26 protein-coding genes and 2 tRNA genes are annotated in these 26,548 nt (G+C 71.5%); 22 read left to right on the top strand and 6 right to left on the bottom strand.

Annotated features, from left to right (window positions below; translation table 11 throughout):
* The first annotated feature begins 16 nt into the window (after nt 1-16).
* Nucleotides 17-1,033 carry a LacI family DNA-binding transcriptional regulator gene (locus DEJ05_RS07780; RefSeq protein ID WP_111038539.1) on the top strand — a complete coding sequence of 339 codons (1,017 nt, stop codon included), beginning with the start codon at nt 17-19 and terminating at the stop codon, nt 1,031-1,033.
* Between the two features lie 10 nt (nt 1,034-1,043).
* Nucleotides 1,044-1,679, top strand: coding sequence for an MBL fold metallo-hydrolase (locus DEJ05_RS07775; RefSeq protein ID WP_111110141.1), 636 nt, complete (start codon nt 1,044-1,046; stop codon nt 1,677-1,679).
* A gap of 125 nt (nt 1,680-1,804) precedes the next feature.
* On the opposite strand, the gene DEJ05_RS07770 is transcribed toward DEJ05_RS07775, so the two are convergent.
* On the bottom strand, nt 1,805-2,710 hold the full coding sequence (locus DEJ05_RS07770; RefSeq protein WP_111110140.1) for a DUF72 domain-containing protein: 906 nt from the start codon (nt 2,708-2,710) through the stop codon (nt 1,805-1,807).
* A 103-nt stretch (nt 2,711-2,813) separates the two neighbouring features.
* Here DEJ05_RS07770 and DEJ05_RS07765 point away from each other — a divergent pair.
* From DEJ05_RS07765 to DEJ05_RS07745, 5 genes are all read left to right on the top strand, one after another.
* A tRNA-Glu gene (locus DEJ05_RS07765) sits at nt 2,814-2,889 on the top strand.
* A 33-nt stretch (nt 2,890-2,922) separates the two neighbouring features.
* A tRNA-Glu gene (locus tag DEJ05_RS07760) sits at nt 2,923-2,998 on the top strand.
* Nucleotides 2,999-3,104: 106 nt separating this feature from the next.
* The gene (locus DEJ05_RS07755) at nt 3,105-3,545 is read left to right on the top strand and encodes a CrcB family protein (protein ID WP_111103486.1); all 441 of its coding nucleotides are present in this window, start codon (nt 3,105-3,107) and stop codon (nt 3,543-3,545) included.
* On the top strand, nt 3,542-3,931 hold the full coding sequence (gene crcB, locus DEJ05_RS07750; RefSeq protein ID WP_111087783.1) for a fluoride efflux transporter CrcB: 390 nt from the start codon (nt 3,542-3,544) through the stop codon (nt 3,929-3,931). Before DEJ05_RS07755 ends, crcB begins: the two co-directional genes overlap by 4 nt.
* Nucleotides 3,928-4,533 (top strand): histidine phosphatase family protein, encoded by a 606-nt coding sequence (locus tag DEJ05_RS07745; protein WP_027465908.1) that lies wholly within the window; start codon nt 3,928-3,930, stop codon nt 4,531-4,533. The genes crcB and DEJ05_RS07745 overlap by 4 nt, the downstream gene beginning before the upstream one ends.
* Before the next feature lie 363 nt (nt 4,534-4,896).
* On the opposite strand, the gene DEJ05_RS07740 is transcribed toward DEJ05_RS07745, so the two are convergent.
* Nucleotides 4,897-5,964, bottom strand: a complete 1,068-nt coding sequence (locus DEJ05_RS07740; RefSeq protein ID WP_181440686.1) for an FUSC family protein — start codon at nt 5,962-5,964, stop codon at nt 4,897-4,899.
* A gap of 202 nt (nt 5,965-6,166) precedes the next feature.
* Between DEJ05_RS07740 and leuC the strand changes: the two genes are divergently transcribed.
* The 6 genes from leuC (at nt 6,167) to DEJ05_RS07710 (ending at nt 12,652) form a co-directional block, all read left to right on the top strand.
* Nucleotides 6,167-7,624, top strand: coding sequence for a 3-isopropylmalate dehydratase large subunit (gene leuC / locus DEJ05_RS07735; protein WP_111029137.1), 1,458 nt, complete (start codon nt 6,167-6,169; stop codon nt 7,622-7,624).
* Nucleotides 7,624-8,220 (top strand): 3-isopropylmalate dehydratase small subunit, encoded by a 597-nt coding sequence (leuD, locus tag DEJ05_RS07730; protein ID WP_111038544.1) that lies wholly within the window; start codon nt 7,624-7,626, stop codon nt 8,218-8,220. Before leuC ends, leuD begins: the two co-directional genes overlap by 1 nt.
* Complete coding sequence (gene murA, locus DEJ05_RS07725; RefSeq protein ID WP_071405672.1) at nt 8,220-9,587, top strand: UDP-N-acetylglucosamine 1-carboxyvinyltransferase; 1,368 nt, start codon at nt 8,220-8,222, stop codon at nt 9,585-9,587. The genes leuD and murA overlap by 1 nt, the downstream gene beginning before the upstream one ends.
* A 5-nt stretch (nt 9,588-9,592) precedes the next feature.
* A complete protein-coding gene (locus DEJ05_RS07720; RefSeq protein WP_111047099.1) occupies nt 9,593-10,417 on the top strand; it encodes a 1-acyl-sn-glycerol-3-phosphate acyltransferase in 825 nt (274 codons plus the stop codon).
* A 79-nt stretch (nt 10,418-10,496) separates the two neighbouring features.
* Nucleotides 10,497-11,510 (top strand): NAD(P)H-dependent glycerol-3-phosphate dehydrogenase, encoded by a 1,014-nt coding sequence (locus tag DEJ05_RS07715; protein ID WP_031259730.1) that lies wholly within the window; start codon nt 10,497-10,499, stop codon nt 11,508-11,510.
* Between the two features lie 59 nt (nt 11,511-11,569).
* Nucleotides 11,570-12,652, top strand: a complete 1,083-nt coding sequence (locus DEJ05_RS07710) for a D-alanine--D-alanine ligase family protein (protein WP_111110138.1) — start codon at nt 11,570-11,572, stop codon at nt 12,650-12,652.
* A gap of 9 nt (nt 12,653-12,661) precedes the next feature.
* Here DEJ05_RS07710 and DEJ05_RS07705 read toward each other — a convergent pair whose 3' ends face one another.
* Nucleotides 12,662-13,147 carry a DUF3515 family protein gene (locus DEJ05_RS07705; protein ID WP_111110137.1) on the bottom strand — a complete coding sequence of 162 codons (486 nt, stop codon included), beginning with the start codon at nt 13,145-13,147 and terminating at the stop codon, nt 12,662-12,664.
* Nucleotides 13,148-13,171: 24 nt separating this feature from the next.
* Between DEJ05_RS07705 and thiL the strand changes: the two genes are divergently transcribed.
* On the top strand, nt 13,172-14,167 hold the full coding sequence (gene thiL, locus DEJ05_RS07700) for a thiamine-phosphate kinase (RefSeq protein WP_111110136.1): 996 nt from the start codon (nt 13,172-13,174) through the stop codon (nt 14,165-14,167).
* A gap of 93 nt (nt 14,168-14,260) precedes the next feature.
* Here thiL and DEJ05_RS07695 read toward each other — a convergent pair whose 3' ends face one another.
* Nucleotides 14,261-14,821, bottom strand: a complete 561-nt coding sequence (locus DEJ05_RS07695) for an RsmD family RNA methyltransferase (RefSeq protein WP_110863961.1) — start codon at nt 14,819-14,821, stop codon at nt 14,261-14,263.
* A 97-nt stretch (nt 14,822-14,918) separates the two neighbouring features.
* Here DEJ05_RS07695 and DEJ05_RS07690 point away from each other — a divergent pair, with 97 nt between their 5' ends.
* The 7 genes from DEJ05_RS07690 to DEJ05_RS07660 all read left to right on the top strand — a co-directional run bounded on the left by DEJ05_RS07690 (nt 14,919) and on the right by DEJ05_RS07660 (nt 24,071).
* Nucleotides 14,919-17,147: an ATP-dependent DNA helicase RecG gene (locus DEJ05_RS07690; RefSeq protein WP_258376115.1), complete on the top strand. Its 2,229-nt coding sequence runs from the start codon at nt 14,919-14,921 to the stop codon at nt 17,145-17,147.
* 38 nt (nt 17,148-17,185) lie between these two features.
* Nucleotides 17,186-17,671, top strand: a complete 486-nt coding sequence (gene coaD, locus DEJ05_RS07685) for a pantetheine-phosphate adenylyltransferase (RefSeq protein WP_110863963.1) — start codon at nt 17,186-17,188, stop codon at nt 17,669-17,671.
* A 93-nt stretch (nt 17,672-17,764) separates the two neighbouring features.
* Nucleotides 17,765-18,337, top strand: a complete 573-nt coding sequence (locus DEJ05_RS07680; protein WP_111110135.1) for a DUF177 domain-containing protein — start codon at nt 17,765-17,767, stop codon at nt 18,335-18,337.
* 55 nt (nt 18,338-18,392) lie between these two features.
* Nucleotides 18,393-18,596 (top strand): 50S ribosomal protein L32, encoded by a 204-nt coding sequence (gene rpmF, locus DEJ05_RS07675; RefSeq protein WP_017888273.1) that lies wholly within the window; start codon nt 18,393-18,395, stop codon nt 18,594-18,596.
* Between the two features lie 13 nt (nt 18,597-18,609).
* Nucleotides 18,610-19,335 carry a ribonuclease III gene (gene rnc / locus DEJ05_RS07670; protein ID WP_173034235.1) on the top strand — a complete coding sequence of 242 codons (726 nt, stop codon included), beginning with the start codon at nt 18,610-18,612 and terminating at the stop codon, nt 19,333-19,335.
* A 4-nt stretch (nt 19,336-19,339) separates the two neighbouring features.
* Nucleotides 19,340-20,311, top strand: a complete 972-nt coding sequence (mutM, locus tag DEJ05_RS07665; RefSeq protein WP_071405663.1) for a bifunctional DNA-formamidopyrimidine glycosylase/DNA-(apurinic or apyrimidinic site) lyase — start codon at nt 19,340-19,342, stop codon at nt 20,309-20,311.
* Nucleotides 20,312-20,342: 31 nt separating this feature from the next.
* Nucleotides 20,343-24,071 (top strand): AAA family ATPase, encoded by a 3,729-nt coding sequence (locus DEJ05_RS07660; protein ID WP_111110134.1) that lies wholly within the window; start codon nt 20,343-20,345, stop codon nt 24,069-24,071.
* Between the two features lie 96 nt (nt 24,072-24,167).
* On the opposite strand, the gene DEJ05_RS18045 is transcribed toward DEJ05_RS07660, so the two are convergent.
* Complete coding sequence (locus DEJ05_RS18045; RefSeq protein WP_171907827.1) at nt 24,168-24,326, bottom strand: hypothetical protein; 159 nt, start codon at nt 24,324-24,326, stop codon at nt 24,168-24,170.
* A gap of 106 nt (nt 24,327-24,432) precedes the next feature.
* Complete coding sequence (gene ftsY, locus DEJ05_RS07655) at nt 24,433-25,302, bottom strand: signal recognition particle-docking protein FtsY (RefSeq protein ID WP_017888268.1); 870 nt, start codon at nt 25,300-25,302, stop codon at nt 24,433-24,435.
* Between the two features lie 217 nt (nt 25,303-25,519).
* Between ftsY and DEJ05_RS07650 the strand changes: the two genes are divergently transcribed.
* Nucleotides 25,520-26,545, top strand: coding sequence for a TerC family protein (locus tag DEJ05_RS07650; RefSeq protein WP_110859106.1), 1,026 nt, complete (start codon nt 25,520-25,522; stop codon nt 26,543-26,545).
* Nucleotides 26,546-26,548 lie beyond the last annotated feature (3 nt).

The following is a 26,548-nucleotide window of genomic DNA, read 5'->3' as shown; positions in this document are numbered from 1 at the left end:
CTCCCGGGTCGCACCGATGGGGATCCAGGAGATCGCGACCGTCACGGGGCTGTCGAAGTCCACGGTGTCGCGGGCGCTCCGCGGCATGTCGAACGTGGCCGACACCACGATCGAGCAGGTGCAGCGGGTCGCCGACGAACTCGGGTACGTCCCGAGCTCGGCGGCGGCCGGCCTCGCCACCGGGCGCCAGCGCGCCGTCGGGGTGGTCGTGCCCGTCATCGACCGCTGGTTCTACGTGAAGGCGCTCGGCGGTGTCGACGCGGAGCTCCGCCAGGCCGGGTACGACCTGGTCCTCTACAACCTCGGCGGCCCGGGTGGCGACCGCGACCGGGCGTTCCGGCGCTCGATGCTGCGCCACCGCGTCGACGGCCTCGTCCTGCTCTCCCTGGTGCTCGACGCCACCGAACGGGCCGAGCTCGAACTCAGCCGGCACCCCATGGTCGTCATCGGCGGCCCGGCACCGGGCCTGCGGAACGTGGGCGTCGACGACCGCGAGGTCACCCGGATCGCGGTCGAGCACCTGCACGGCCTCGGCCACCGGCGCATCGCCTACGTCGGCGGGCAGGACGAGGCCGGCATGAACGTCGCCGTGCCGCACCTGCGACGGGACGGGTTCCTCGACGCCGTGCGGTCGTCGGGACAGGCCGTGCCGGAACGGTGGTCCCTCGACGGCCGGTTCTCGTTCGCCGGCGGGACCGCCGCCGGGGCCGTGCTGTTCGCCGAGCCCGCGTCGGAGCGACCGACGGCGGTGCTCTGCGCCTCGGACGAGATGGCCCTCGGTGTCCTGCTGGCCGCACGTCGAGTCGGACTCGCGGTCCCGGAGGACGTGTCCGTGATGGGGATCGACGGCCACGAGTACGGCTCGACCGTCGGACTCACCACCGTCGCGCAGGACCCGGTGGCCCAGGGACGCACCGCTGCACGGGCGGTGCTCGCCGAGGTCGACGGCGGTGTCGCCGGCCCGATCGCGGCGGCACCAGCGCACCTGGTCGTCCGCGCGACCACGGGCCCCCGCCCGCAGGGTCCCGCGTAGGGTCACCCGCATGGAGGTCACCAAACTCGAACACGCGTGCCAGGTCATCACCGAGGGGGACGCCCGGCTGGTCCTCGACCCGGGGAACTTCACCCGACCGGTCGACGAGTCCGGGGTCGTCGCCGTCGTCGTCACGCACGAGCACCCGGACCACGTCACCCCCGAGCAGGTCCGGCGCATCCTCGACGCCAACCCCCGTGCGGTCGTCATCGGACCGGAGGGCGTGCGCGCGGCGCTCGCCGAGGCGGGTGTCACGGTGGACGTCGTCACGGACGGCGACCACCGGACGGTCGGCCCGTTCATGCTCACCTTCCACGGCACGCGGCACCAGCTGATCCACGCCTCGGTGCCGATCGTCGACAACACCGGCGTGCTCGTGAACGGCCGGCTGTTCCACCCGGGCGACTCCTACACGGACCCGGGCGTCCCGGTCGAGGTCCTCGCTGCACCCGTCGGGGCGCCGTGGCTCAAGGTCGCCGAGATGATGGACTACGTCGCCGCGATCGCGCCGTCCCGGGCGTACCCGATCCACGAGGCCACCCTGTCCGAGGTCGGCCTCGGCATGCACACGGGCCGGCTCCGCGAGGCCGTCGAGCCCGGCGGGTCGCTCGTCGTGCTGCGTCCGGGGGAGTCGCTGACGCTCTAGGGCTGCGCGGCGCTGCGCTGCGCTGCGCGGCCTGGAGGCCCGTGGCGGCGCCGCCACGCGCCTCCTGTTCGTCACCGAGTGAGCAGAACGCGACGGGTCGCGTCCACGCACCCGGCTTCTGCTGCTCACCGGTCGGGCGCCCGCCGACGCAGTCGCGCCGCGACCAGGCGGTCGAGCGCCAGGGCGTCGCACGGAGCGTGCCGCTCGGCGTCGTTGTCGAAGTACACGTAGACGTCCTGACCGGCCTCGGCGTGCTCGAGGACCGTCGTCGCCCACCCGCCGAGTGCCTGGGGCGAGTACCCGTCGTGGTAGGTCCGGGGTGCGCCGTGCAACCGGAGGTACGCGAGTGGTGCCCCGGTGTCCGCCCGGAAGCGGGGGAAGTCGCCGGCGTGCGAGTCGACCAGGGCGATGCGGTGTCGGCGCAGCACGTCGAGGTGCTCGTCGCCGAAGCCGGCGGCCCGGAACTCGAGCGCGTGGTCGATCGACCACGCCGGTTCCTCGGGCACCACGAGACCGTCCGGTTCGCCGGGGACCTCGTCGTCGTGGTGGCGTGCGAGCTCAGCGGCGGCACCGTGCGTCCGGGGGAGCAGCCCGAGGAACGCGTCGAGCACCTCCGGCGTCGGCAGCAGGCGCTCGGGCAGCTGCCAGAGCACGGGCCCGAGGGTGTCCCCGAGCTCCAGCGGACCCGAGGCGAAGAAGTTCGCCAGCGCGGTCTCGACGTTCCGGAGCCGCAGCATGTGCGTGACGTACCGGCCGCCCTTGACCGCGAACCGGAACGGCTGCCCGCCCGAGGCCGCACGCCACGCCCGGTAGCGCGCCGGGCGCTGCAGCGAGTAGAAGGATCCGTTCAGCTCCACCGTCGGGAACCGCGACGCCACGTGCTCGAGCCACCGCCGCTTCGCGAGGCCGTCGGGGTAGAAGTCCCCACGCCAGCCGTCGTACTGCCACCCGGACAGGCCGATCCGGACCGTGGCCGACGGGCAGCCGCTCACGTGTCTGGCCCGGGCGATCGCGTCGTGGTCGGCCGTCATCGATCCACCGTATGCCTGCTCCGACATGGCGGCACACCCGGGCGACACGCCCCGTTTTGGTGCGGATGCGAGCCTTGTGCAATACTTGTCGAGTTGTCGGAACGGCCCCATCGTATAGCGGCCTAGTACGCTGCCCTCTCACGGCGGTAACGCGGGTTCGAATCCCGCTGGGGTCACCACAGGTGACATGCTCCGAGTCCGACAACAGCCGCGGCCCCATCGTATAGCGGCCTAGTACGCTGCCCTCTCACGGCGGTAACGCGGGTTCGAATCCCGCTGGGGTCACCAGCACGCAAACCCCCGTCCAGCTCCGGCTCGGCGGGGGTTTCGTCGTCTCGGCTAGCCTGGATCGTCCCCGTCACCCGGGGAACGATCGCCTCGCGACGGGAGCACGATGCACGCCGAACGCCCACCGCACCTGCGCTGGAGGCTCGTCGCCCTGGTCGCCCTCGGCGGCGCGATCGGGACGGCCGTCCGCGCACTCCTCGCCACGGCGTTCCCCGCGCACGACGGGATCAGCTGGACCATCCTCGGGATCAACGTCGTCGGGGCGTTCTGCCTCGGGTTCCTGCTCGACGCGCTCGCACGCCGCGGGCCGGACGTCGGTCGTCGTCGCGCGGTCCGGCTGTTCGTCGGCACCGGCGTCCTCGGCGGTTTCACGACCTACAGCACGCTCGCGGACGACACCGCGCAGCTGCTCGACCTCGGGCGCTGGACGGCGGGCACCGGATACGCGCTGCTGTCGGTCGTGCTCGGACTCGCCGCGGTCGTCCTCGGTCTGTGGGTCGCCGCCGCCACCCGGCCCCGCACCGAACCCCGAGAGGACGCCCGATGAGCCCGGTCGAACTGATCCTGGTCGCCGTCGGCGGGGGAGCCGGCGCCGCGCTGCGCTTCGTGCTCGACGGGCTCGTCAAGGGCCGCGTCGCCGGCACCCGGTTCGCCGGGTTCCCGGTCGGGACCCTGCTCATCAACGTGTCCGGATCGCTCGTGCTCGGGGTCCTGACGGGCCTCGGGCAGGCCGGCACCATCCCCGCCTCGACGGTCGCTGTGCTCGGGACGGGCATGATGGGTGGGTACACGACGTTCTCGACGGCGAGCGTCGAGACCGTACAGCTCCTCCGATCCGGCAAGACCCGGCTCGCCGTCCTGAACGGCCTCGGGATGCTCGTCGTCTCGGTCGGCGCAGCTGCGCTCGGCCTCTGGATCGGAAGGAACTCATGACCTCGGAACGCCCCGGCGAACTCGTCCTCGTCCGTCACGGAGAGACGGAGTGGTCGAAGAGCGGGCAGCACACCGGCCGCACCGACATCCCGCTCACCGACAACGGTGTCGAGCAGGCGAAGCGCGCGGGCCGGTACCTCGGGGACCGGTCGTTCGCGCTGGCGCTGTCGAGCCCGCTGCAGCGCGCCCGCGACACCGCGCACCTGATCGGCGTCGAGCCGGAGCTCGACGAGGACCTGTACGAGTGGGACTACGGCGCGTACGAGGGCCTCACCACCCCGCAGATCAAGGTGCTGCGCCACGGGCCGTGGGACCTCTGGACCGACGGCGTCCCCGCCGGCGACACCCCCGGGGAGAACGCCGCCGAGGTCCGGGTCCGCGTCGAGCGCATCCTGAACCGTGCCCGTCCGGTGCTCGCCGAGGGCCACGACGCGGTGTTCATCGCCCACGGCCACGTGCTGCGCGCGCTCGGTGCCGCGTGGATCCGGCTCGCGCCGCAGGACGGCGCCGTGCTGAAGCTCGGCACTGCCTCGGTCAGCATCCTCGGCTACGAGCACGGCCGCCCCGTCATCGACGCCTGGAACATCCAGCCGCGCGACTGACGCGGGGGTGAGGCGGACGGGCTCGCGAAAGCGACCGACCCGCGACACGCGGTGCCGTCCCGTCCGCGAGGGCGACAGATCCCCGCGGCTGTTCCGCAGCGATCTGTCGCTTTCGCAGGACGCGGTGGTCGCGACCACGGACGGACGGGAGGCCCGTGGCGGCGCCGCCACGGGCCTCCCGTCCGCCGTCCGCGCACGTTCCTTCCCCTGCCTCGCGCGATGGCAGGCGGAATCGGGCATTCCTGGTCGAAAGGAACGACCCGGTACGCCCGATTCGACGAGGTACGCCCGGTTCGACCCGGTACGCCCGATTCGACGAGGTGCGCCCGGTTCGACCAGGCACGCCCGGAACGACCGGGCGCGTCAGACGGTCCGGATCGCGCTCGTCGCACCGAGGGCACGGCCACGCCGGCGCTCGATCGCACGCCCGACGAGCAGCAGCCCCACGCTGACCACGGCACCGAGCACGGTCTGCGCGATGCGGTCGAGCGCCAGCAGCTGCGGCGCCTCGGGCAGGCTCAGCCACGACACCGCCAGGGCGAGCGGAGTGAGGAACAGCAGACACACGGCGTAGTTCCGGGCGACGAAGATCTCGGCGAAGAACTGCCCGACGACGGCCAGCACGACGATCCACCACGCCGACGGCTCGAGCAGCAGGATGCCGACCGCGATCACGGTGCCGCCGATCGTGCCGACCACACGCTGCCCGGCGCGGACCACGGTGTGCCGCTGCCGGATCGCCGGCAGGGTCGACACCACCGCGATGACCGCCCAGTACGGGTGCCCGAGCCCGGGGATCGACTCCGCGACGGCCCCGGCGACGAGTGACCCGACGACGTTGAGCCCGACGGTCTCCCACAGCGCCGGTGTCCGCAGGACCGCGAGCGACCGGTGCTTGCGATCGGCCAGCGGGCGGAACCGGTGCGGGGCGTGCGGGTGGAGCACCCGACGGAGCACCGCACCGGACATCGCGACGAGCCAGGCCCAGACCACCGAGCAGACGATGATCGTCGTGACGAGCGGGACGTCCGCCGGGCGCATCGGCACGAGTGCGGACACGACGAACGCGAACACCGGGAAGATCGGCTGCGCGGGGATCGCCCGGAGCGTGGAGAGGGTGCAGACCGCGACCACCAGGACGACGACGAGACCCACGGCCTGCAGCCAGAGCGGCGACCCGACGAGCCCGACCCCGATGCCGGCGAACATGCAGAGCGCCTGCAGCGCACCCGCGACGCCGGTGGTGACGGCACGCTGCCGGTAGGGCTCGGTCGCGCCGAAGATGGCGGTGAACCCGGCGAACATGGCGAAGGCGGCGTACCCCGGCATGCCGAGGGCGATGAGCAGCGCGAGCGGTGCGCCACCGGCGATCGCGGCGCGTGCCGCGCCCTCGAGGTTGATGGTCCGGGTCGAGTGCGCAGGTGTCGTCATGTCGTCACCATCTTCCCACCGCGACGGGTGTCGGGGAGTCGCCACGGGCCTCCATGCCGTGTCGCCACGGGGTGACGGGCGTGCGACGGCGGGGTGACGGACCCGCGGCGGGCGGGGTGCCGCGCGTTGGTATACCAATGGTAGAGTCGCCTGATCACGCCGCGGTCGCGGCGCAACGACGAGGACGAGGAGGGCTGAGCTCATGGGAAAGACGCTCGCCGAGAAGGTGTGGGACGACCACGTCGTGGTCAAGGGCGAGGACGGCAACCCCGACCTCCTCTACATCGACCTCCACCTCGTGCACGAGGTGACGAGTCCGCAAGCGTTCGACGGCCTGCGGCAGGCCGGGCGACCGGTGCGTCGCCTCGACCTGACGATCGCGACCGAAGACCACAACACCCCCACGCTCGCCATCGACCGCCCCATCGCGGACCCGACGAGCCGGATCCAGATCGAGACCCTCCGTCGCAACTGCGAGGAGTTCGGCGTCCGGCTGCACTCCCTGGGCGACAAGGAGCAGGGCATCGTCCACGTGGTCGGTCCGCAGCTCGGCCTGACCATGCCCGGCATCACCGTGGTCTGCGGCGACTCGCACACCAGCACCCACGGGGCCTTCGGCGCGATGGCGTTCGGCATCGGCACGTCCGAGGTCGAGCACGTCCTCGCCACGCAGACCCTGCCGCTCAAGCCGTTCAAGACGATGGCGATCACGGTCGAGGGCACGCTGCGTCCGGGGGTGACGGCGAAGGACATCATCCTGGCCGTCATCGCGAAGATCGGCACCGGCGGCGGCCAGGGCTACGTGCTCGAGTACCGCGGCTCCGCGATCCGCGCCCTCTCGATGGAGGGCCGCATGACGATCTGCAACATGTCGATCGAGGCCGGTGCCCGCGCCGGCATGGTCGCCCCCGACCAGACCACCTACGACTACGTGCAGGGCCGCGACCACGCGCCCACCGGTCAGGACTGGGACGACGCCGTCGCGTACTGGGAGACCCTCGCCACCGACGACGACGCCGTCTTCGACGCCGAGGTGTTCATCGACGCGGACGAGCTCGAGCCCTTCGTCACCTGGGGCACGAACCCCGGCCAGGGCGTCTCGCTGTCCGAGAGCGTGCCGGACCCGGCCGCCTACAGCGACCCCAACGACCAGGCCGCCGCACGCCGCGCCCTGGAGTACATGGACATCACCGCCGGCACCCCGATGAAGGACATCGCCGTCGACGCGGTGTTCATGGGCTCCTGCACGAACTCGCGCATCGAGGACCTGCGGGCCTTCGCGTCGATCATCAAGGGCCGGCAGAAGGCGCCGGGTGTTCGGGTCATGGTGGTTCCGGGCTCCGCGCGCGTCCGGCTCGAGGCCGAGGCTGAGGGGCTCGACGTCGTCATGAAGGAGTTCGGTGCCGAGTGGCGGTTCGCCGGCTGCTCGATGTGCCTCGGGATGAACCCGGACCAGCTGGCACCGGGGGAGCGCTGCGCGAGCACCTCGAACCGCAACTTCGAGGGCCGCCAGGGCAAGGGCGGCCGCACACACCTGGTGTCGCCGCTCGTCGCCGCGGCCACCGCGGTGCGCGGCACGCTGTCCAGCCCGTGGGACCTGGAGACCGACGACGAGATCGCGGCGGCGACGTCCGCCACCGCCACCGAGGGGACCTTCTGATGGACAAGATCACCACCGTCACCGGCATCGCCGCGCCGCTCAAGCGGTCCAACGTCGACACCGACCAGATCATCCCCGCGGTCTACCTGAAGCGCGTGACGAAGACCGGCTTCGAGGACGCCCTGTTCTCCGGATGGCGTCAGGACCCCGACTTCGTCCTGAACCAGGAGCGCTACCAGGGCGCCCGCGTCCTGATCGCCGGCCCCGACTTCGGCACCGGGTCGTCCCGCGAGCACGCCGTCTGGGCGCTCCGTGACTTCGGCTTCTCGGTCGTGATCTCGCCCCGGTTCGCGGACATCTTCCGGGGCAACGCCGGCAAGCAGGGCCTGGTCACCGCGATCGTGACCGAACCGGAGGTCGAGCGGCTGTGGGCCGTCATCGAGGCGAACCCGGGCATCGAAGCGACGGTCGACCTCGAGACGCAGCGCGTGTCGCTGGGGGATGTGGACGTCCCCTTCGAGATCGACGCTTACACTCGTTGGCGGTTGATGGAAGGGCTCGACGACATCGGGCTCACCCTCCGTGACGAGACCTCGATCACGGAGTTCGAATCCCGCCGCTCCAGTTGGCGGCCGAAGACATTGCCGGTGAAGTAGTGAACTCTCTCGTACAGGACGCAGCGGCCGCAGGGGCGCGCGTGGGCCTCAAGTCGGACGAGATCGTCATCCGCGGGGGCAAGCCGCTCGTGGGGCGCATCGAGGTCCGTGGGGCGAAGAACCTCGCGACCAAGGCCATGGTGGCGTCGCTGCTCGGTGACACCCCGTCGATCCTCCGTGACGTGCCGGACATCTCCGACGTCAAGGTGGTCCGCGGGCTGCTCGAGGTGCACGGCGTGCGCATCACCGATCCTGCACGAGGCGAACTCATCCTCGACCCGTCGCGGGTCGAGTCGGCGCACTTCGCCGAGATCGACGCGCACGCCGGTTCGAGCCGCATCCCGATCCTGTTCTGCGGTCCGCTGCTGCACAAGCTCGGCGAGGCGTTCATCCCCGACCTCGGCGGCTGCCGCATCGGCGACCGCCCGATCGACTTCCACCTCGACGCCCTCCGCGCCATGGGTGCGGTCGTCGACAAGCAGGTCAACGGCATCCACCTGACTGCCCCGGACGGCTTGAAGGGCGCCTCGATCGAGCTGCCGTACCCGAGCGTCGGCGCCACCGAGCAGGTCCTGCTCTCGGCGACCCTCGCCAAGGGCGTCACGGAGCTGCGGAACGCCGCGATCGAGCCCGAGATCATGGACCTCATCGCGATCCTGCAGAAGATGGGCGCCATCGTCTCGGTCGAGCCGAACCGCGTCATCTTCATCGAGGGCGTCGAGTCGCTCCGCGGCTACACGCACCGCGCGATCAACGACCGCAACGAGGCCGCGAGCTGGGCCTCCGCCGCGCTCGCCACCAACGGCGACATCTTCGTCGAGGGCGCGAACCAGCAGGAGCTCATGACGTTCCTCAACGTCTTCCGCAAGGTCGGCGGTGGGTTCGACATCCAGGAGGACGGCATCCGGTTCTACCGCGAGCTGGACACCCTGAAGCCCGTCGTCATCGAGACCGACGTGCACCCCGGCTTCATGACGGACTGGCAGCAGCCGCTCGTCGTCGCGCTGACCCAGGCCGACGGTCAGAGCATCGTGCACGAGACCGTCTACGAGAACCGCTTCGGCTTCACCGACGCGCTGAACGAGATGGGTGCCGACATCGTCGTGCACAAGGAGGGGCTGCCCGGCCACGACCGCCGTGTCGCCCGCCGCCCGTTCGAGCAGGCCGCCGTCATCACCGGTCCGACGAAGCTGCACGCCGCGAACGTCCGCGTCCCCGACCTGCGCGGCGGGTTCAGCCACCTCATCGCGGCGCTGACCGCCGACGGCGAGTCGCACATCACCAACGTCGGCATCATCAGCCGCGGCTACGAGCACTTCATCCCGAAGCTGCGCAAGCTCGGTGCCGACTTCGACTTCGCTGGGTAGGCGCAGTGCCGGCAGAAGGAAAAGGCGACGGTCTGGAGGCCCGTGGCGGCTCCGACGCGCAGGTCACGACCGGCCTCCCCGTGCGTGGGCGCCGGTGGCGCCGCGGTGAGCTGAACACCGCGTTCCGGATCGTCGCCTCGATCGTCATCCCGACGTTCCGGTTCTCGGCGCGCTACCACTGGCACGGCCCGAACCGCCTGCCGGCGGAGGGCGCGTTCGTGCTCGCACCGAACCACTTCACGAACATCGACCCCCTGGTCGTGGGCACCGCCGTGTACATCTCGAAGCGGGCGCCGCGGTTCCTGGCGAAGGCGTCGCTGTTCAAGGTCCCCGTGGTCGGCAAGCTCATGTCCGGCATGGGGCAGATCCCGGTCGAACGATCCGGCCGGACGCGCCTGAGCGATCCGCTCGGCGGGGGCCGGTCCCTGGTCGAGCAGGGCGGGGCGATCATCGTCTACCCCGAGGGCACGCTCACCCGCGACCCCGACCTGTGGCCGATGCGCGGCAAGACGGGCGCGGTGCGGATCGCGCTCGAGAACGACGTGCCGCTCATCCCGATGGCCCACTGGGGCACGCAGAACATCATGGCGCGGTACGGCAAGAAGCTCCGGCTGTTCCCGCCGTCCCGCGTCGACGTCATCATCGGTGACCCGGTCGACCTGTCGGCGTACCGCGGTCGGCAGATCGACCAGCAGATGCTCGGCGAGGCCACCGAACTCGTCATGCGCGAGATCACCGCGCTGCTCGAGGTGCTCCGTGGCGAACGGGCACCCGCGACCCGCTGGGACCCGGCGGCGAACAACCAGAAGGAGACCGGCCGGTTTGAGTGACCTCCGACCCCACGACGACCGACCCGACCCCGCCGCCGCGGCTCCGGGGGCCTTCGACACCGCCGCGATCCGGGTGGTCATGCAGTCGACCGACAAGCCCCGAGTGGCCGTGATCGGTGCCGGCAGCTGGGGCACCACGTTCGCGAAGGTGCTGGCCGAGGGCGGTGCCTCCACCGTGGTGTGGGCACGACGCCCCGAGGTCGCCCGCGAGATCACCGAGACCAAGCGCAACTCGGACTACCTGCCCGGCATCAACCTGCCCCGCACCCTGACCGCGTCGACGTCCCTCGAGCGCGTGCTCGACGGCGCCTCGCAGGTGTACGTCTCGGTGCCCTCGCAGACCCTGCGCTCGAACCTCGCCGCGATCCGCGAGCTGCTGCCCGCGGACGTACCGGTCGTCAGCCTGATGAAGGGCGTCGAGAAGAGCACGGGACTGCGGATGAGCGAGGTCCTGTTGCAGGGCCTCGGCATCGACCAGGACCGCATCGCGGTGGCCAGCGGCCCGAACCTGGCGCTCGAGATCGCCCGTCGGCAGCCGACCGCCGCCGTGGTGTCGTCGTCCTCGCTGGAGACCGCCACCGACGTCGCCGCCGTCGCGACGAACCCGTACTTCCGGTCGTTCATCAACACCGACGTCATCGGCACCGAGTTCGGCGGCGTGCTGAAGAACCTCATCGCCGTCGCGATCGGCATCGTCGACGGGGTCGGCTACGGCGAGAACACCAAGGCCTCGATCATCACGCGCGGCCTCGCCGAGATGACCGACTTCGCGGTGTCGCTCGGCGCGCAGTCGTCCACGCTGTCCGGGCTCGCGGGCCTCGGCGACCTCATCGCCACGTGCCAGTCGCCGCTGTCGCGGAACAACACCGCCGGGCGGTTGCTCGGCCAGGGCTACCGGTTCGACGAGGTCGTCCGCCAGATGAACCAGACGGCGGAGGGCCTGGCCTCGGTCGCCCCGATCCTCGAGCTGGCCGCGGCGAACGGCGTCGACATGCCCATCGTCAGCCAGGTCGGCGAGGTCCTCGCCGGTAGGCTCGATCCGCGCAACATCGCGCCGCACCTCACCGAGACCGACGAGCCGCAGGGCGAGTGACCGGTCCCGCACCGAGTCACGAAGGGACTCCCGTGCCCACGATCCCCGAGGGAACCCCCATGCCCAGGACCACCGTCGCCGTGCTCTTCGGCGGTCGCTCGAGCGAGCACGAGATCAGCTGCGTGACCGCCGGCGGCATCATGGACGTCGTCGACCGGGCCGAGTACGACCTCGTGCCGATCGGGATCACCCAGGACGGTGCCTTCACGCTGCAGTCGGACGACCCGGCGCAGTGGACCATCCGCGACGGCGCGCTGCCGACCGTTCCCGACAACGGCACTCGGATCGCGTTCCCGACCTCGCCGGCCACCAACGAACTCGTCGTGTCCCACCCCGACGGCACCGTCACCGCGATCCCGGTCGACGTGGTGTTCCCGATCCTGCACGGCCCCTTCGGCGAGGACGGCACGATCCAGGGCCTGCTCGAGATCGCCGGGCTGCCGTACGTCGGCGACGGCGTGCTCGCGAGCGCCCTTGCGATGGACAAGCACGTCGCCAAGGCCGTGCTCGAGCACGCCGGGCTGCGGGTCGCACCGTGGACCACGGTGCTCCGCCGGCAGTGGGCGGCCGACCCCGTGGACGTCGCCGAGACGATCGCCGCGCACGGCTGGCCGCTGTTCGTCAAGCCGGCCCGAGCGGGATCGAGCATGGGCGTCTCGCGCGTCGACGAGCCCTCGCAGCTGGGCGCCGCCATGGACCTGGCGTTCGAGCACGACTCCAAGGTGATCGTCGAGCCCCGTGTGATCGGCCGCGAGGTCGAGGTCGCCGTGCTCGAAGGCCGTGACGGTGCACCGCGCACGAGCCTGCCGGGCGAGATCGTCGTGGCCGAGGACGGCTTCTACGACTTCGCCTCGAAGTACCTGGGCGGCGACGAGTCGCTGCTCTGCCCGGCCCCGCTGACCGACGACCAGACCGACGAGATCCGCTCCATCGGTGCCCGCGCGTTCGAGGCCATCGGTGGTTCGGGGCTCGCTCGTGTCGACTGCTTCCTGACCGACGACGGCTTCGTCGTGAACGAGGTCAACACGATGCCGGGCTTCACGCCGCTGTCGATGTACCCGCGCTGCTGGGCGGCGTCGGGCGTGTCCTACGGCGAGCTGATCACGGAGCTCATCGAGCTGGGTCGAGCCGCCGTCCGCTGACCAGTTCGGTCAGCCCTGCACGTCCGCCGGGTCGAGGCACTCGTGCCCGTCCTTCGGCAGTGACGACACGGCGTCGGACAGCTCCTGCACGACCGATGACGTGGTCTTCGTCGAGTCGACCACGACCTGCACGGCCGGTGACCGACCGAACGTCGTGTAGACGACCTGGTCGCCGCGGTCGTCGCGGATCCAGTCGACGCCGCCCTGCGAGAAGCACGGCAGGTCGGACACGGTGGGGACGGCGACACCGCAGTGGTAGATCGCCACCTCGGGGTCGCCCCAGGCAGCGGTCGCCTGCGCGTTCGTGTTCCGCAGGTCGAACTTCGAGTCCACGGTCGCGGGCAGCCGGACCTGCACGGCGGCGCACGCCGCTGCGTTCGCCGACGGGGCGGCGGACATCGACACGGCGTTCGTGCACCCGGTCAGCCCGGCGGCGAGGGCGATCACGGCCCCCACGATCGCGAGGGTGCGAGGGGTGCGGCGCGCGGTGTCCATCGCCGTCCAGGCTACCGTTCTCGTGTGGATGCGACGGACGACGCCTGGGCCGGACCGACGGTGGGGGAGCTCGGCGAACTCGTCGTCCTCGACCGGATCACGAGCCGTCTGCCCGCGGGGACGCCGATCCTCGGCCCCGGTGACGACTGCGCCGTCGTCGCCGCTCCGGACGGCCGCTTCGTCGTCACGACGGACATGATGGTCCACGGTCCGGACTTCCGGTGGGCGTGGTCGTCGCCGACGGACATCGGCTGGAAGGCGGCCGCCACGAACCTCTCCGACGTCGCCGCGATGGGCGCCGTACCGAGCGGCCTCGTGATCGCCCTCGCCGCACCGCAGGACACCCCCGTGGCCGTCCTCGAGGGCATCGCCGACGGCTTCCGGCTCGCCGTCGACGCACTCGCGCCGGGGTGCGGGGTCGTCGGGGGAGACCTGTCCACCTCGGCGACGTTCACGGTGGCCGTCACCGCCTTCGGTGACCTGCTGGGCCGCGCGCCCGTGCTCAGGTCGGGCGCGAGCGTCGGTGACGTGCTCGCGGTGTCCGGCGAGCTCGGACGTGCCGCCCGTGGGCTGTCCCGACTGTTCCGCGACGGCGTCGACGACCGGGGCGAGCCGGACCGCGCCGCAACGGTCACGAGCGGCGCGGACGTCGACCCCGACGTCGGACGCCAGCGCCGCCCGGTGCCCCCGATCGCCGACGGGCCGCTCGCAGCCGGGGCCGGGGCCACCGCGATGCTCGACCTGTCCGACGGCCTGGCGATCGACGCCGGTCGGCTCGCCTGTGCCAGCCGGGTGACACTCGAACTCGATGCCGCCGCCGACGTCGACGAGGTCGCGCTGCACGGTGGCGAAGACCACGGACTGCTCGCCACGTTCCCGGCAGGCACGGCTCTGCCCGGGGGCTTCCGGCGCATCGGTGTCGTGCGCGAGCGTGGGGACGCGGACCTGCTGCGTGCCGGGTCGCCGGTGCCGACGACCGGCTGGGACCCCTACGCGGACTGGGACGGCGCCGCCGGCTGACCGGGCCCGGTCGGTGCACCACCGTGTGGCGACAGAACACGCGTCGTTCGACAGGTGCACCGTCGCAGAGCGCGTGCACACGCGCAGAGCGCCTCAGCCGGCGGCGACGGCCTCCCACGCGACGGTCTCGCCGTAGCTGCGCTTGCTGAACGGCGCGAGCCCCGCCGGCCAGGTGGGCTCGGGGGAGCGCTTGCTCCGCTCGACCACGACGACGGCATCCGGCGTCAGCTTCGGCGACAGGGCCTCGAGCACCTCGGCGAGCTCGTGCTCGGTGACGTCGTAGGGCGGGTCGATGAACACCAGGTCGAAGGTGCGGACGGTCCCGCGCAGGTACCCGAGCACCGGCTGCGGCTGCACGTCGATCCGGACGCCCGGCACCCGCTGCTGCACGGCCTTCGCGTTCGCCCGGCAGGCCTGCGCGGCGGCGGACGCCCGGTCGACCAGGACGACCTCGGCCGCACCGCGCGAGGCCGCCTCGAGCCCGAGCGCGCCCGTCCCCGCGTACAGGTCGGCCACCGACGTGGCCTCGACGAGCCCCCGTGCCTCGAGCGACGAGAACAGTGCCTCGCGCACGCGGTCGCTCGTCGGGCGGGTGCCGGACTTCGGCACCCGGAGCGTCAGGGAGCCGGCGGCGCCGGCGATGATGCGGGTCATGCAGCCACCGTATCGGCCCGGCGGGTCCGGTCCGGTGTTCTCCACAGGCCGCTCGGGAGGCACGGGTGGGGTCGGTCGTGCCCGGTACCGTTGGAGCGTGGTCACCTCCGGAACCCCCGCTGCGCCGGCCGCGCCCGACCTCGGTCCGGCGCCGCTCGACGCGCGGCTCGCGAACGTGCTCGGCGGTCGGACGGCGACCGCGATCGAGAAGGCCTTCGGCTACCGCACGGTGGGGGAGTTCCTCGAGCACGCGCCCCGCCGCTACGCCGAGCGTGGTGCACTGACGGCCCTCGACTCGCTCGCGATCGGCGAACCCGTCACCATCGTGGCCGAGGTCGTCGACATCCGTGAACGCACCATGCGCGCGCGCCGCGGTTCGATCCTCGAAGCGAAGATCGGCGACGGCAAGGGCCTGCTCACCCTCACGTTCTTCAACCAGGGGTGGCGCACGAAGGACCTCGTCCCCGGCGCGCGGGGCATCTTCTCCGGCAAGGTCAGCGACTACCGGGGTGCCCGGCAGCTCGCCCACCCCGACTACGAGCTGTTCGACCCCGACGACCCACGCGCCACGGCCGAGCCCGGTTCCGACGAAGCGATCCGGTGGTCGCGCCAGCCGATCCCGATCTACCCGGCGACGGCCTCGCTCACGTCGTGGCAGATCGCGAAGTCCATCGGAATCGTCCTCGACACCCTGCCGGACCTGCCCGACCCGGTGCCGGCGTCCGCACGGTCCCGGCTCGACCTCGTGCCGTTCCGCCGCGCGCTCGAGCTGCTGCACCGTCCCGAGAAGGTCGCGGACTTCAAGCGCGCGCAGGACGCCCTGCGCTACCGCGAGGCGTTCGTGCTGCAGACCGCCCTGGTGCAGCGCCGGATCGCGGCCCGTCGCACCGCGGCCACCCCGCGCGTGGCCGCCCCGGGTGGCATCCTCGAGCGCTTCGACGCCACCCTGCCGTTCACGTTGACGGACGACCAGCGGGCCGTCGGTGCCGACATCGACCAGGACCTCGCCCGCACCTGGCCCATGCACCGGCTGATCCAGGGCGAGGTCGGGTCCGGCAAGACACTCGTGGCGATCCGGGCGATGCTCACGGTGGCCGAGTCCGGCGGCCAGTCCGCGCTCATCGCCCCGACCGAGGTGCTGGCGGCCCAGCACCTGCGCTCCATCGTGAAGTTCCTCGGGCCGGACCTGGCCGCCGAGCTCCGACCGGTGATCCTGACCGGGTCGCAGTCCACCGACGAACGTCGCCGGGCCCTGCTCGCCGCGGCGTCGGGCAGCTCACGGCTGGTCGTCGGCACCCACGCGCTCCTGGGGGACCGGGTGGACTTCGCCGAGCTGGGGCTCGTGGTGGTCGACGAGCAGCACCGCTTCGGGGTCGAGCAGCGCGAGGCGCTCCGCACCAAGGGCACGACCCCGCCGCACGTGCTCGTGCTCACCGCGACGCCGATCCCGCGCACCGTCGCCATGACGGTGTTCGGCGACCTCGACGTCTCGACCATCACGGGCATGCCGTCGGGGCGCGCCGGTGTCGAGACCTTCACGGTCCCGCTGGCGGAGCACCCCGGGTGGGAACCCCGGATCTGGTCCCGCATGGCCGAAGAACTGGCCAAGGGTCGCCAGGCGTTCGTCGTCTGCCCGGCCATCGACGACGCCCACACCGAGGACGACGGCGAGCCGGAGCCGGCCGAGGGCGAGGACGACGCCCCGAAGCGTGCCCCGGCGACCGTGCTCGCCACCGCCGAGCGGATGCGCACCATGCCCGTGCTCGACGGGCGCTCGATCGCGGTCCTGCACGGCCGGATGACCGCCGACGAGAAGGACCGCGTGATGACGTCCTTCGCCGCCGGCGACCTCGACGTGGTCGTGGCGACGACCGTGATCGAGGTCGGCGTCGACGTCCCGAACGCGGCGATGATGGCCGTCCTCGACGCCGACCGGTTCGGGGTCTCGCAGCTCCACCAGCTCCGCGGCCGCATCGGTCGTGGGCAGTGGGCCGGGGTCTGCCTGCTGGTCACCTCGGCCGAGCTCGAGACCACCTCGCGCGAGCGCGTCGACGCGGTGGCCGCCTCGGACGACGGGTTCGAGCTCGCCCGGGTCGACCTCGAGCTCCGACGCGAGGGCGACGTCCTGGGCGAACGGCAGTCCGGTGGGCGGTCCTCGCTCAACCTGCTCCGGGTGGTCGAGCACGCCGACCTCATCGTCGACGCGCGGGAAGAAGCGGAGCGCGTGCTCGAACCCGATCCCGAGCTCGAGGGGTCCCCGGCCCTCCGCGACGCCCTCGCCCGGCGTCTCGACGAGTCCGACGCGGCGTTCCTCGGCAAGAACTGACCCGGGGGCACAGCGTCGCGGGCGGTATCGTCGCTGCCATGGCGCAGATCGCGGTGGTCCCCGGTTCCTTCGACCCCGTCACCCTCGGGCACCTCGACGTCATCGGCCGCGCGGCCGGGCTCTTCGACGAGGTGCACGTCCTCGTGGTGCACAACCCCGACAAGAAGCCGGCGATGTTCGAGGCCGTCGACCGGGTGCGGCTCATCAAGGACTCGCTGGTCGAGGTCGGCGCGCCGGAGACGGTCACGGTCGGCGAGTGGACGTCCGGGCTGCTGGTCGACTACTGCCGGCAGGTCGGGGCGAAGGTCCTGGTGAAGGGCGTGCGGTCCGGCGAGGACGTCGCGTACGAGACCCCGATGGCCATCATGAACCGCCACCTGGCCGACGTCGAGACGGTGTTCCTGCTGCCCGAGGCGTCGCGGGCGCACGTGTCGAGCTCGCTGATCCGCCAGGTGTCGTCCCTCGGCGGTGACGTCACGCCCTACGTGCCGAAGACGGTCGCCGACGCGCTCGCGGCTCGCTGAGCGTCCCCGGGGCGGCACCGCGTCCGGACACGCCTGTCGCCACCTCGACTCTCGGCCCCGATCGCGCTAGGCTTGTCGATCGTGTCTTCCCCCGTGAACAGCCCCTACGCCCTGCGCGTGCGCGACCTCGCGCACCGGCCGGGTGAGATGCGCGAGCACTCGCTCGACATGGAGGTGCCCGACGCGATGGGGGCCGGTCTGATCGGCGTCCGACAGGGTGCAGAACTGCACATCGACGTCAAACTCGAAGGCCTGCACGAGGGCGTCCTCGTGTCCGGACACGCTTCGGCCGACGCCACGGGGGAGTGCTCGCGCTGCCTCATCGACATCAGCGAACCGATCGAGGTCGATTTCGCCGAGCTGTTCGCGTATGATGCCTCGGAGGATTTCGACTTCTTCGTTCGCGATGACCACGTGGACACCGAACAGGTCGTTCGAGATGCGGTGGTGCTGTCGCTGCCGTTCCAGCCGGTCTGCCGACCGGACTGCCCAGGACTCGACCCGGTGACGGGCGAGCGTCTGGCCGACCTCGGCGAGCAGCCCGCTCGTCAGGTGCTGGATCCCCGCTGGGCAGCGCTCAGCGCGATCGAGCTCGACGACAGCACCGACGGTGACACCACCGCACCGAAGACCACCGAGGGCGAGGAGCGGGCCGAGACCGAGTAGGTCCCGACACCGCCAGCCCCCGTACCGACCACCGACCAACCGAAAGAGATTCACCATGGCCGTTCCCAAGCGCAAGCAGTCCCGTGCGAACACGCACGCCCGTCGTTCGCAGTGGAAGGCCACGCCGATCCAGCTCGTGAAGACGATCGAGAACGGTCAGGTCACCTACAGCCTCCCGCACCGCGCGAAGGTCGTCGAGGACTCGGCCGGCACGCCCCTGTACATGGAGTACAAGGGCCGCAAGGTCGCCGACGTCTGATCGGACCGAACGCATGACGACAACGTCCGGCGCTGCGGGGTCTCGCCCCGCGGGGCCGGACGTCGTTCGTCTGCAGGGCATCCTCGGGGCCGACATCGACCTCGAGCTGCTCCAGCTCGCCCTGACGCACCGCTCCTACGCCTACGAGCACGGGGGCATCAAGCACAACGAGCGCCTCGAGTTCCTCGGGGACTCGATCCTCGGCCAGGCCGTGACCGTGAAGCTCTACCGGTCGTTCCCCGACCTCGACGAGGGTGACCTCGCCAAGCGTCGGGCGAGCCTGGTGTCGACCGTGGCGCTGGCCGAGATCGCCCGGATGATCGGGCTCGGCCGCTACCTGCGCCTCGGCAAGGGCGAGGAACAGACCGGCGGGCGCGACAAGTCCTCGATCCTGGCCGACACCGTCGAAGCCGTCATCGGCGCGACGTACCTGTCGGCCGGTCCCGACCCGGCCACCGAACTCGTGCTCCGTCTGGTCGAGCCGCTCATGATCGACCCGGACCGCTTCGGCGCCGCGATGGACCCGAAGACGAGCCTGCAGGAGCTCGCCTCGAGTCGTTCCCTCGGCAACCCGGCGTACCGCGTCACCGAGACCGGCCCGGACCACGACAAGACCTTCATGGCGACGGTCGTCCTGCAGGGCGAGGACATCGCCACCGGCACCGGGTCGAGCAAGAAGGCCGCCGAGATGGCCGCCGCGCTCGACGCCTGGACCCGGCTGTCCGGTCGAGCGGCCTGACCGCGTGCCCGAACTCCCCGAGGTCGAGGTCGTCCGCGCCGGCCTCGAACCCGCCGTCAGCGGCGCGCGGGTCCTGCACGTCGACGTGGTCGACGACCGTGCCCTCACCCGGCACGACGGCCCTGCCGAGGACTTCGCCGATCGACTGACCGGTCGCACGATCGCCGCCGCCGTCCGCCGGGGCAAGTTCCTCTGGATGCCGCTGCAGCCCGAGCACGACGGGGACCGCCCCGAGGCACTCGTCGCCCACCTGGGCATGAGTGGGCAGATCCTGCTCGGCCGTGGTCGACCGGCGGCCAAGCACCGGCGCATCCTCATCGACGTGCAGCCCGCGGGCACCGACCGCTCCGGTGCGGCGGAGCCCCCGGTGGAACTCGAGTTCGTCGACCAGCGCACGTTCGGCTCGATGGCGATCGACGCGATGGTGCCGACGATCGACGGTGCTCCCGCCGGGTTCGGCGGGCAGGTCGACGCGATCGACCCCGATGCCGTGTGGCGTCGATGGGTGCCCGGGCAGGTGTCGCACATCGCCCGTGACCCGCTCGACCCCGCCTTCGACGACGACCGGTTCACCGCGATGGCACGGAAGCGGTCGAGCGGCATCAAGCGGGTGCTGCTCGACCAGGGCGTCGTGAGCGGCATCGGCAACATCTACGCCGACGAGTCGCTCTGGGCCGCGAAGCTGCACTACGACCGCGCCGCCGACCGCCTCACCCGTGCCGACCTGCGTCGGCTGCTCGACGAGGTCCGCGCGATCCTGCGCCGGGCGCTCGAAGACGGCGGCACGAGCTTCGACGCCCAGTACGTCAACGTCAACGGGCAGTCCGGGTACTTCTCGCAGCGCCTGAACGTCTACGGGCAGCAGGGGAAGCCGTGCCCACGCTGCGGCACGACGATCGTGCGCGAGGCCTTCATGAACCGGTCGAGCCACATCTGCCCCGTGTGCCAACCCCGTCCCCGCGCCCGCACGCGTTAGCCTGACGCCAACCAGAGCATCCGGAGACCGCATGTACTTGAAGAGCCTGACCATCAAGGGGTTCAAGTCCTTCGCGCAGCCGACGACGTTCGCGTTCGAGCCGGGCGTGACGTGCATCGTCGGCCCGAACGGCTCGGGCAAGTCGAACGTGGTGGACGCCCTGGCCTGGGTGATGGGGGAGCAGGGGGCGAAGACCCTGCGCGGCGGCAAGATGGAGGACGTCATCTTCGCCGGCACCTCGACCCGCGGTCCGCTCGGTCGCGCCCAGGTGCTGCTGACCATCGACAACAGCGACGGCCTGCTGCCGATCGAGTACTCCGAGGTGACGATCGCGCGCACGCTGTTCCGCAACGGTGGCAGCGAGTACGCCATCAACGGCGAGAACTGCCGTCTGCTCGACGTGCAGGAGCTGCTGAGCGACACCGGCCTCGGCCGTGAGATGCACGTGATCGTCGGGCAGGGGCAGCTCGACAAAGTGCTGCACGCCACCCCGGAGGACCGCCGCGGCTTCATCGAGGAGGCCGCGGGGATCCTCAAGCACCGTCGCCGCAAGGAGAAGACCCTCCGCAAGCTCGACGCGATGCAGACGAACCTGACCCGCCTGTCCGACCTGGCCGGTGAGATCCGGCGGCAGCTGAAGCCCCTCGGGCGCCAGGCCGAGGTCGCGCGCAAGGCCCAGTCGGTGGCCGCGGTCTTCCGCGACGCCAAGGCCCGCATCCTCGCCGACGACGTGGTGCGCCTGCGCCGCGAGCTGCACGACCACCAGGAGGTCGAGGCGGGCCGCAAGTCCGAGCGCATCGTCCTGACCGAGCGGCTCGACCAGACCCGGGTGCGCCAGCAGCACGTCGAGCAGAGCATGGTCGGCGACGACGTCGACCGCGCCCGCACCGTGGTGCACCGGCTCGAGAGCGTGCAGGAGCGCCTCCGCGGCCTGTCGAGCCTGGCGAACCAGCGCCTGATGTTCCTCGCGCAGCAGGCCGACGCCCCGCAGCAGGGCCCGACCGTCACCCAGGAGCAGGTCGCCGGGGTCCGTGCCGAGGCCGACCGTCTCGCCGCCCGCGCCGACGAGATGCAGGGCGGCTCGGCGACGACCGCCCGCGCGGTGCAGGACGCCCGCGCCTCGCTGGACGCCCTCGACGAACGCATCGCCGCCCAGGCAGCCCGGGTCTCGCAGCACGACCTCGAGGCGCAGCGGCTCGCCAGCGCCGTCGACGTCGCCCGGTCGAAGCGCGGTTCCGCCGTCGCCGACCGCGAGCGGCGGGAGCGGGCACTGGCCGAGGCCGGGGAACGTGCCGAGCGTGCCGCGGCGGCCCTCGCCGAACTCGGTGTCGACCCGTCCGAGGGCGTCGACGAGTCCGTGCTCGCGCAGACCCTGGAGCAGGCGCGCGCCGAGCTCGAACGGGCCCAGACCACGCGCGACGAGCAGCGCGACCGCCTCCACGCCCTCGAACGCGAGCGGGACGCCCTCGACGCCCGGGTCGCCGCGCTCGGCATGTCGATCGAGGTCCGCGACGGTTCGCAGGCCCTGATCGACGCCGGTCGCGCGGGCATCGTCGGTCGCCTGGCCGACAGCCTGACGGTCTCGCCCGGGTTCGAGGCCGCGATCGCCACCGCGCTCGAGGGACTCGCCGACGCCGTCCTCGCGGACGACCGCGGTGCAGCGCTCGACGCCGTCGACCACGCCCGCGATGCTGACCTCGGCCGGATCGACGTCGTCGTCGCGGACGCCGCGTCCGTCACCACCGCCCTGCCCGAGACCCTGCCGGCCGGCGTCCGCCGTGCCACGGACCTGGTGCAGGGACCGCCGGCGCTCGCGTCGATCCTGCGGGACACGCTGGTCGCGGAGACCGACGACCTCGACCTGGAGGCGGTGCTCACGGCCGCCCCGCACGCCACGGTGGTCACGCGGTCCGGCGACCTCGTCCGCGCGGTCCGCGTGACCGGCGGCGGCGAGCGCGTGACCTCGCGCATCGAGCTCGTCGCGGAGCGCGACGACGCCGTGACGCGCCGCGACGCGATCGCGACCGACGCCGAGGACGCGGCCACGGGCCTCCAGGCCGCACGCAGTGCCGTCGAGGACGCACGCCGCCGTGCGGACGAGGCCGACGCAGCATCCCGCGCGTACACGCGGGCGAAGGCCGAGTACGACCGCACGAGTGCGTCGACGCGGGCGAAGGCGGAGAACGCCGCGGCCGAGGTCGAGCGGCTGCGTGCCGCGTTGGCCGAGACCGACGGCGCCGTCGAGACCGCCGAGGCGGTGCTGGCCGAGGCCGAGTCGGCGCACCGGGCCTTCACCGAGCAGGAGCGTCCCGTGGTCGACGCGTCCGAGCGTCCCGCGCTGCAGGACGCGCTCGAAGCCGCACGCGCCGCCGAGGTCGAGCAGCGGATCCAGGTCGAGACCGTTCGTGAACGGGTGCGCGCCGAACGGAACCGCGCCGACCAGCTCGAACGCCAGCTCGAGGCCGAGCGCGCCGCTGCCGAGGAGGCCGCGCGGCTCGCCGTCATCCGACGCGGCCAGATCCGGACCGCGGAAGCCGTCCTCGCCGACCTGCCCGGGGTGCTCGGTGCGGTCGACCGTTCGCTGGCCGAAGCGCGGGTGCAGCTGGCGACGGAGGAAGCCGAGCGGTCGAAGCGCAACACCGAGCTGCAGACGATCCGCAACGAGGAGCGCGAGCTCCGGGACCGCCTGCAGACCATCACCGACGGCGTGCACTCGCTCGAGATGGAGATCTACGAGAAGAAGCTGCACGTGTCCGGCGTCCTCGACCGGGCGCAGAGCGAGCTCGGGCTGACCGAGGCCGTGCTGGTGGCCGAGTACGGGCCGCACGTGCCGGTGCCGGTCGACGTGCTCGTGGACCCGCGGGTGCGCGCGCGGAAGCACCGTGAGGCGGAGCGCGCAGCCGCGGCCGCCGCGGCCGAAGCCGCGGGCGTGACCGAGCCGGAGGAAGCTGCGGCAGACGCGGGCCCCGAAACCGACGACGTGGCCCTCGTCGACGCGGAGTCCACGCTGCCCGGCGGCCCCGCCCTGCCCGAGTTCGACACCACCGACGAGGTCGACCCCGCCGACATCGAGACCGTGCCCTACGTCCGTGCCGAGCAGGAGCGCCGACTCAAGGCCGCCGAGCGCGACCTCGGGCAGCTCGGCAAGGTGAACCCGCTCGCGCTCGAAGAGTTCCAGGCGCTCGAGCAGCGGCACGCGTTCCTCGCCGAGCAGCTCGAGGACCTGCAGAAGACCCGGACGGACCTGCTGACGATCATCGACGAGCTCGACACGAAGATGCAGACGATCTTCGAGTCCGCGTTCAACGACACGAAGGAAGCGTTCGACGTCATCTTCCCGATCCTGTTCCCGGGCGGCTCGGGGTCGATCAACCTGACCGACCCGACCGACCTGCTCGGCACCGGGATCGACGTGCAGGTGAAGCCCGCCGGCAAGAAGATCGACCGCCTGACCCTGCTGTCCGGCGGCGAGCGTTCCCTGGCCGCGGTGGCGCTCCTGGTCGCGATCTTCACCGCGCGGCCGTCGCCGTTCTACATCATGGACGAGGTCGAGGCGGCACTCGACGACGCCAACCTCGGCCGCCTGCTGACCGTGTTCGAGCGGCTCCGCGAGTCGTCCCAGCTCATCGTCATCACGCACCAGAAGCGGACGATGGAGATCGCCGACGCCCTGTACGGGGTGTCGATGCGGCAGGACGGCGTTTCCGCGGTCGTCGGGCAGCGGGTGCAGAAGCGCGAGCCGGCGGACGCGGTCGCGTAGGCGCCCTGGTCGCGACCACGACAGACGGGAGGCGCGGTGCCAGCTGGCACCGCGCCTCCCGTTCTGTCAGGTGCGTCCGGACAGGACGCCGGGTCGCTACGCGCGACCGCGGATCGTCCGGAGCAGCCAGCCGATGACCGCCAGCAGGATGAGCACGATGCCCACCCAGAGCAGGAACTTCAGCGCACCGACGAAGATGCCGCTGAAGAGCAGGACGAGGCCGACGATGATCGCGATGATCAGCAGTGCGGGCATGAGGGTCTCCTATCCCTGGAACGAGACCGAGCAGATGCCCGGACCGTCAGGGACGCTACTCCTCGGCGTGCCGACGCGTTCGCTCAGCCGACGGGGCCGCCTTCGCTCAGCCGACGAGGTTCTGCACGAACACGTGCGGCGTGAAGCCCGTCAGGTCGTTGATGCCCTCGCCCTGCCCGATGAGCTTGATCGGGATGCCGGTCTTCTCCTGCACACTCAGCACGAACCCGGCCTTGGCCGAGCCGTCGAGCTTCGTGATGACGAGGCCGGTCACACCGGCGCCCTCGATGAAGGCCTGGGCCTGGGCGAGTCCGTTCTGGCCGGTCGTCGCGTCGAGGACGAGCAGGACCTCGCTGATCTCGGTCTGCTTCTCGACCACGCGCTTGATCTTCGTGAGCTCGTCCATCAGGCCGGCCTTGGTGTGCAGACGCCCGGCGGTGTCGATGACGACGATCTCGGTCTGGTCGCGGATCGCCTTCTCGACGGTCTGGTACGCCACCGACGCCGGGTCCTGCCCGGGCTGCGACGGACGGACGACGTCGACCCCGGCGCGCTGGGCCCAGGTGGCGACCTGCTCGACCGCCGCGGCGCGGAACGTGTCCGCCGCGCCGACGAGGACCGTGCGGTCGTAGGTCTTCAGGAACTTGGCGAACTTGCCGATCGTCGTGGTCTTGCCGACGCCGTTCACCCCGACGACGAGCACCACGGCGGGCCGCGCGCTGAGCTTCAGGGTGGTGTCGAGCTTCGAGAGCCGTTCCTCGAGGACCTCGCGGAGCATGCGCTGCAGGTCGGCGGGGTCGGTCGTGCCGTACCGGTCGACGCGGGCGTGCAGGTCCTCGATGATCTCCTCGGAGATGTCGGGCCCGAAGTCGGCGCCGATGAGGGCGGTCTCGAGGTCCTCCCACGTGGTCTCGTCGATCGTCTTGCGCTGGAAGAGGCCGCGCAGCCGTGTGGACAGTGACCAAGAACTCGCCATGCTCCCAGCTTAGAGCGCGGCACATGTCCGCTGTGCCCGGTATGCTCGGGATCACGAAGGGGAGTATTCCCTCTCGGTGACCCCGTCAGTACGGTCCGGAACGATCCGGCCCCGGGGCGCCGGTCGTGCGGCACCGGTTCCGGTGCGGGACGACGGAAGAGACCTTCAGGCCTCGGCGTACCCACACATCAGCGGCGCGCCCTACCTGAAGGAAACCGTGGACGTCCCACTCTTCGTCTGGCTCATCACGATCGCCGGCATCCTCGCGCTGCTGGTGTTCGACTTCTACTCGCACGTCCGCACGCCGCACGTGCCCCACATCCGCGAATCCGCGTTCTGGTCGGCCTTCTACATCGGGCTGGCGATCCTGTTCGGCATCGGCATCCTGGTGTTCGGCGGCGGGCAGGCCGGTGGCGAGTACTTCGCCGGCTGGCTGACCGAGAAGGCGTTGTCGGTCGACAACCTCTTCGTCTTCCTCATCATCATGTCGAGCTTCGCCGTGCCGAAGGAGTTCCAGCAGAAGGTCCTGCTGGTCGGCGTCGCGATCGCGCTCGTCGCCCGCGGTGTGTTCATCGCCCTCGGCGTCACGATCATCGAGAACTTCTCGTGGGTCTTCTACCTGTTCGGTGCGCTGCTGTTCTGGCTCGCCTGGTCGCAGGCCCGCAGCGGCAACGACCACGGCAGCGAGGGTGAATCCCGGCTCATCCGGATCCTCAAGCGCATCATCCCGACCTCGGACCACTACGACGGCGACCGTCTGACCACCCGCGTCGACGGCAAGCGGCTGTTCACCCCGATGCTGCTCGTCATGGTCGCCATCGGCCTGACCGACGTGCTGTTCGCGCTCGACTCGATCCCCGCGATCTTCGGGCTGACGCAGGACGCCTTCATCGTGTTCACGGCGAACGCGTTCTCGCTGCTCGGTCTCCGGCAGCTGTACTTCCTGATCGCCGGGCTGCTCGAGCGCCTCATCTACCTGGGTCAGGGCCTGGCCGTCATCCTGGCGTTCATCGGTGTGAAGCTCGTCTTCCACGCCATGCACGTCAACGAGCTGCCCTTCATCAACGGCGGCGAGCACATCGAGTGGGCGCCGGAGATCCCGATCTGGTTCTCGCTGGGCTTCATCGCGCTGACGATCGCGGTCGCCACGACCGCGTCGCTGGTGGTCTCGAAGCGCCGCCAGGAGCGCGGGCTCACCCCGACCGGCCAGCCGAAGGAGTCGGTCGAGGCCGACGCCAAGTAGTCG

The organism is Curtobacterium sp. MCLR17_045, from assembly GCF_003234405.1.
GTDB lineage: Bacteria > Actinomycetota > Actinomycetes > Actinomycetales > Microbacteriaceae > Curtobacterium > Curtobacterium flaccumfaciens.
This window is presented reverse-complemented; position numbering and strand designations above follow the sequence as displayed.

Excerpts from the sequence above, each read along its gene's own strand:
- coaD (WP_110863963.1), top strand. The coding sequence starts at position 17,186 with ATGGCGCAGATCGCGGTGGTCCCCGGTTCCTTCGACCCCGTCACCCTC.
- crcB (WP_111087783.1), top strand. The coding sequence starts at position 3,542 with ATGAGCCCGGTCGAACTGATCCTGGTCGCCGTCGGCGGGGGAGCCGGC.
- leuC (WP_111029137.1), top strand. The coding sequence starts at position 6,167 with ATGGGAAAGACGCTCGCCGAGAAGGTGTGGGACGACCACGTCGTGGTC.
- ftsY (WP_017888268.1), bottom strand. The coding sequence starts at position 25,302 with ATGGCGAGTTCTTGGTCACTGTCCACACGGCTGCGCGGCCTCTTCCAG.
- rnc (WP_173034235.1), top strand. The coding sequence starts at position 18,610 with ATGACGACAACGTCCGGCGCTGCGGGGTCTCGCCCCGCGGGGCCGGAC.
- DEJ05_RS18045 (WP_171907827.1), bottom strand. The coding sequence starts at position 24,326 with ATGCCCGCACTGCTGATCATCGCGATCATCGTCGGCCTCGTCCTGCTC.
- DEJ05_RS07745 (WP_027465908.1), top strand. The coding sequence starts at position 3,928 with ATGACCTCGGAACGCCCCGGCGAACTCGTCCTCGTCCGTCACGGAGAG.
- DEJ05_RS07660 (WP_111110134.1), top strand. The coding sequence starts at position 20,343 with ATGTACTTGAAGAGCCTGACCATCAAGGGGTTCAAGTCCTTCGCGCAG.
- DEJ05_RS07770 (WP_111110140.1), bottom strand. The coding sequence starts at position 2,710 with ATGACGGCCGACCACGACGCGATCGCCCGGGCCAGACACGTGAGCGGC.
- DEJ05_RS07780 (WP_111038539.1), top strand. The coding sequence starts at position 17 with ATGGGGATCCAGGAGATCGCGACCGTCACGGGGCTGTCGAAGTCCACG.
- DEJ05_RS07695 (WP_110863961.1), bottom strand. The coding sequence starts at position 14,821 with ATGACCCGCATCATCGCCGGCGCCGCCGGCTCCCTGACGCTCCGGGTG.
- leuD (WP_111038544.1), top strand. The coding sequence starts at position 7,624 with ATGGACAAGATCACCACCGTCACCGGCATCGCCGCGCCGCTCAAGCGG.
- DEJ05_RS07705 (WP_111110137.1), bottom strand. The coding sequence starts at position 13,147 with ATGGACACCGCGCGCCGCACCCCTCGCACCCTCGCGATCGTGGGGGCC.
- rpmF (WP_017888273.1), top strand. The coding sequence starts at position 18,393 with ATGGCCGTTCCCAAGCGCAAGCAGTCCCGTGCGAACACGCACGCCCGT.
- DEJ05_RS07775 (WP_111110141.1), top strand. The coding sequence starts at position 1,044 with ATGGAGGTCACCAAACTCGAACACGCGTGCCAGGTCATCACCGAGGGG.
- DEJ05_RS07715 (WP_031259730.1), top strand. The coding sequence starts at position 10,497 with ATGCAGTCGACCGACAAGCCCCGAGTGGCCGTGATCGGTGCCGGCAGC.
- DEJ05_RS07710 (WP_111110138.1), top strand. The coding sequence starts at position 11,570 with ATGCCCAGGACCACCGTCGCCGTGCTCTTCGGCGGTCGCTCGAGCGAG.
- DEJ05_RS07755 (WP_111103486.1), top strand. The coding sequence starts at position 3,105 with ATGCACGCCGAACGCCCACCGCACCTGCGCTGGAGGCTCGTCGCCCTG.
- DEJ05_RS07740 (WP_181440686.1), bottom strand. The coding sequence starts at position 5,964 with ATGACGACACCTGCGCACTCGACCCGGACCATCAACCTCGAGGGCGCG.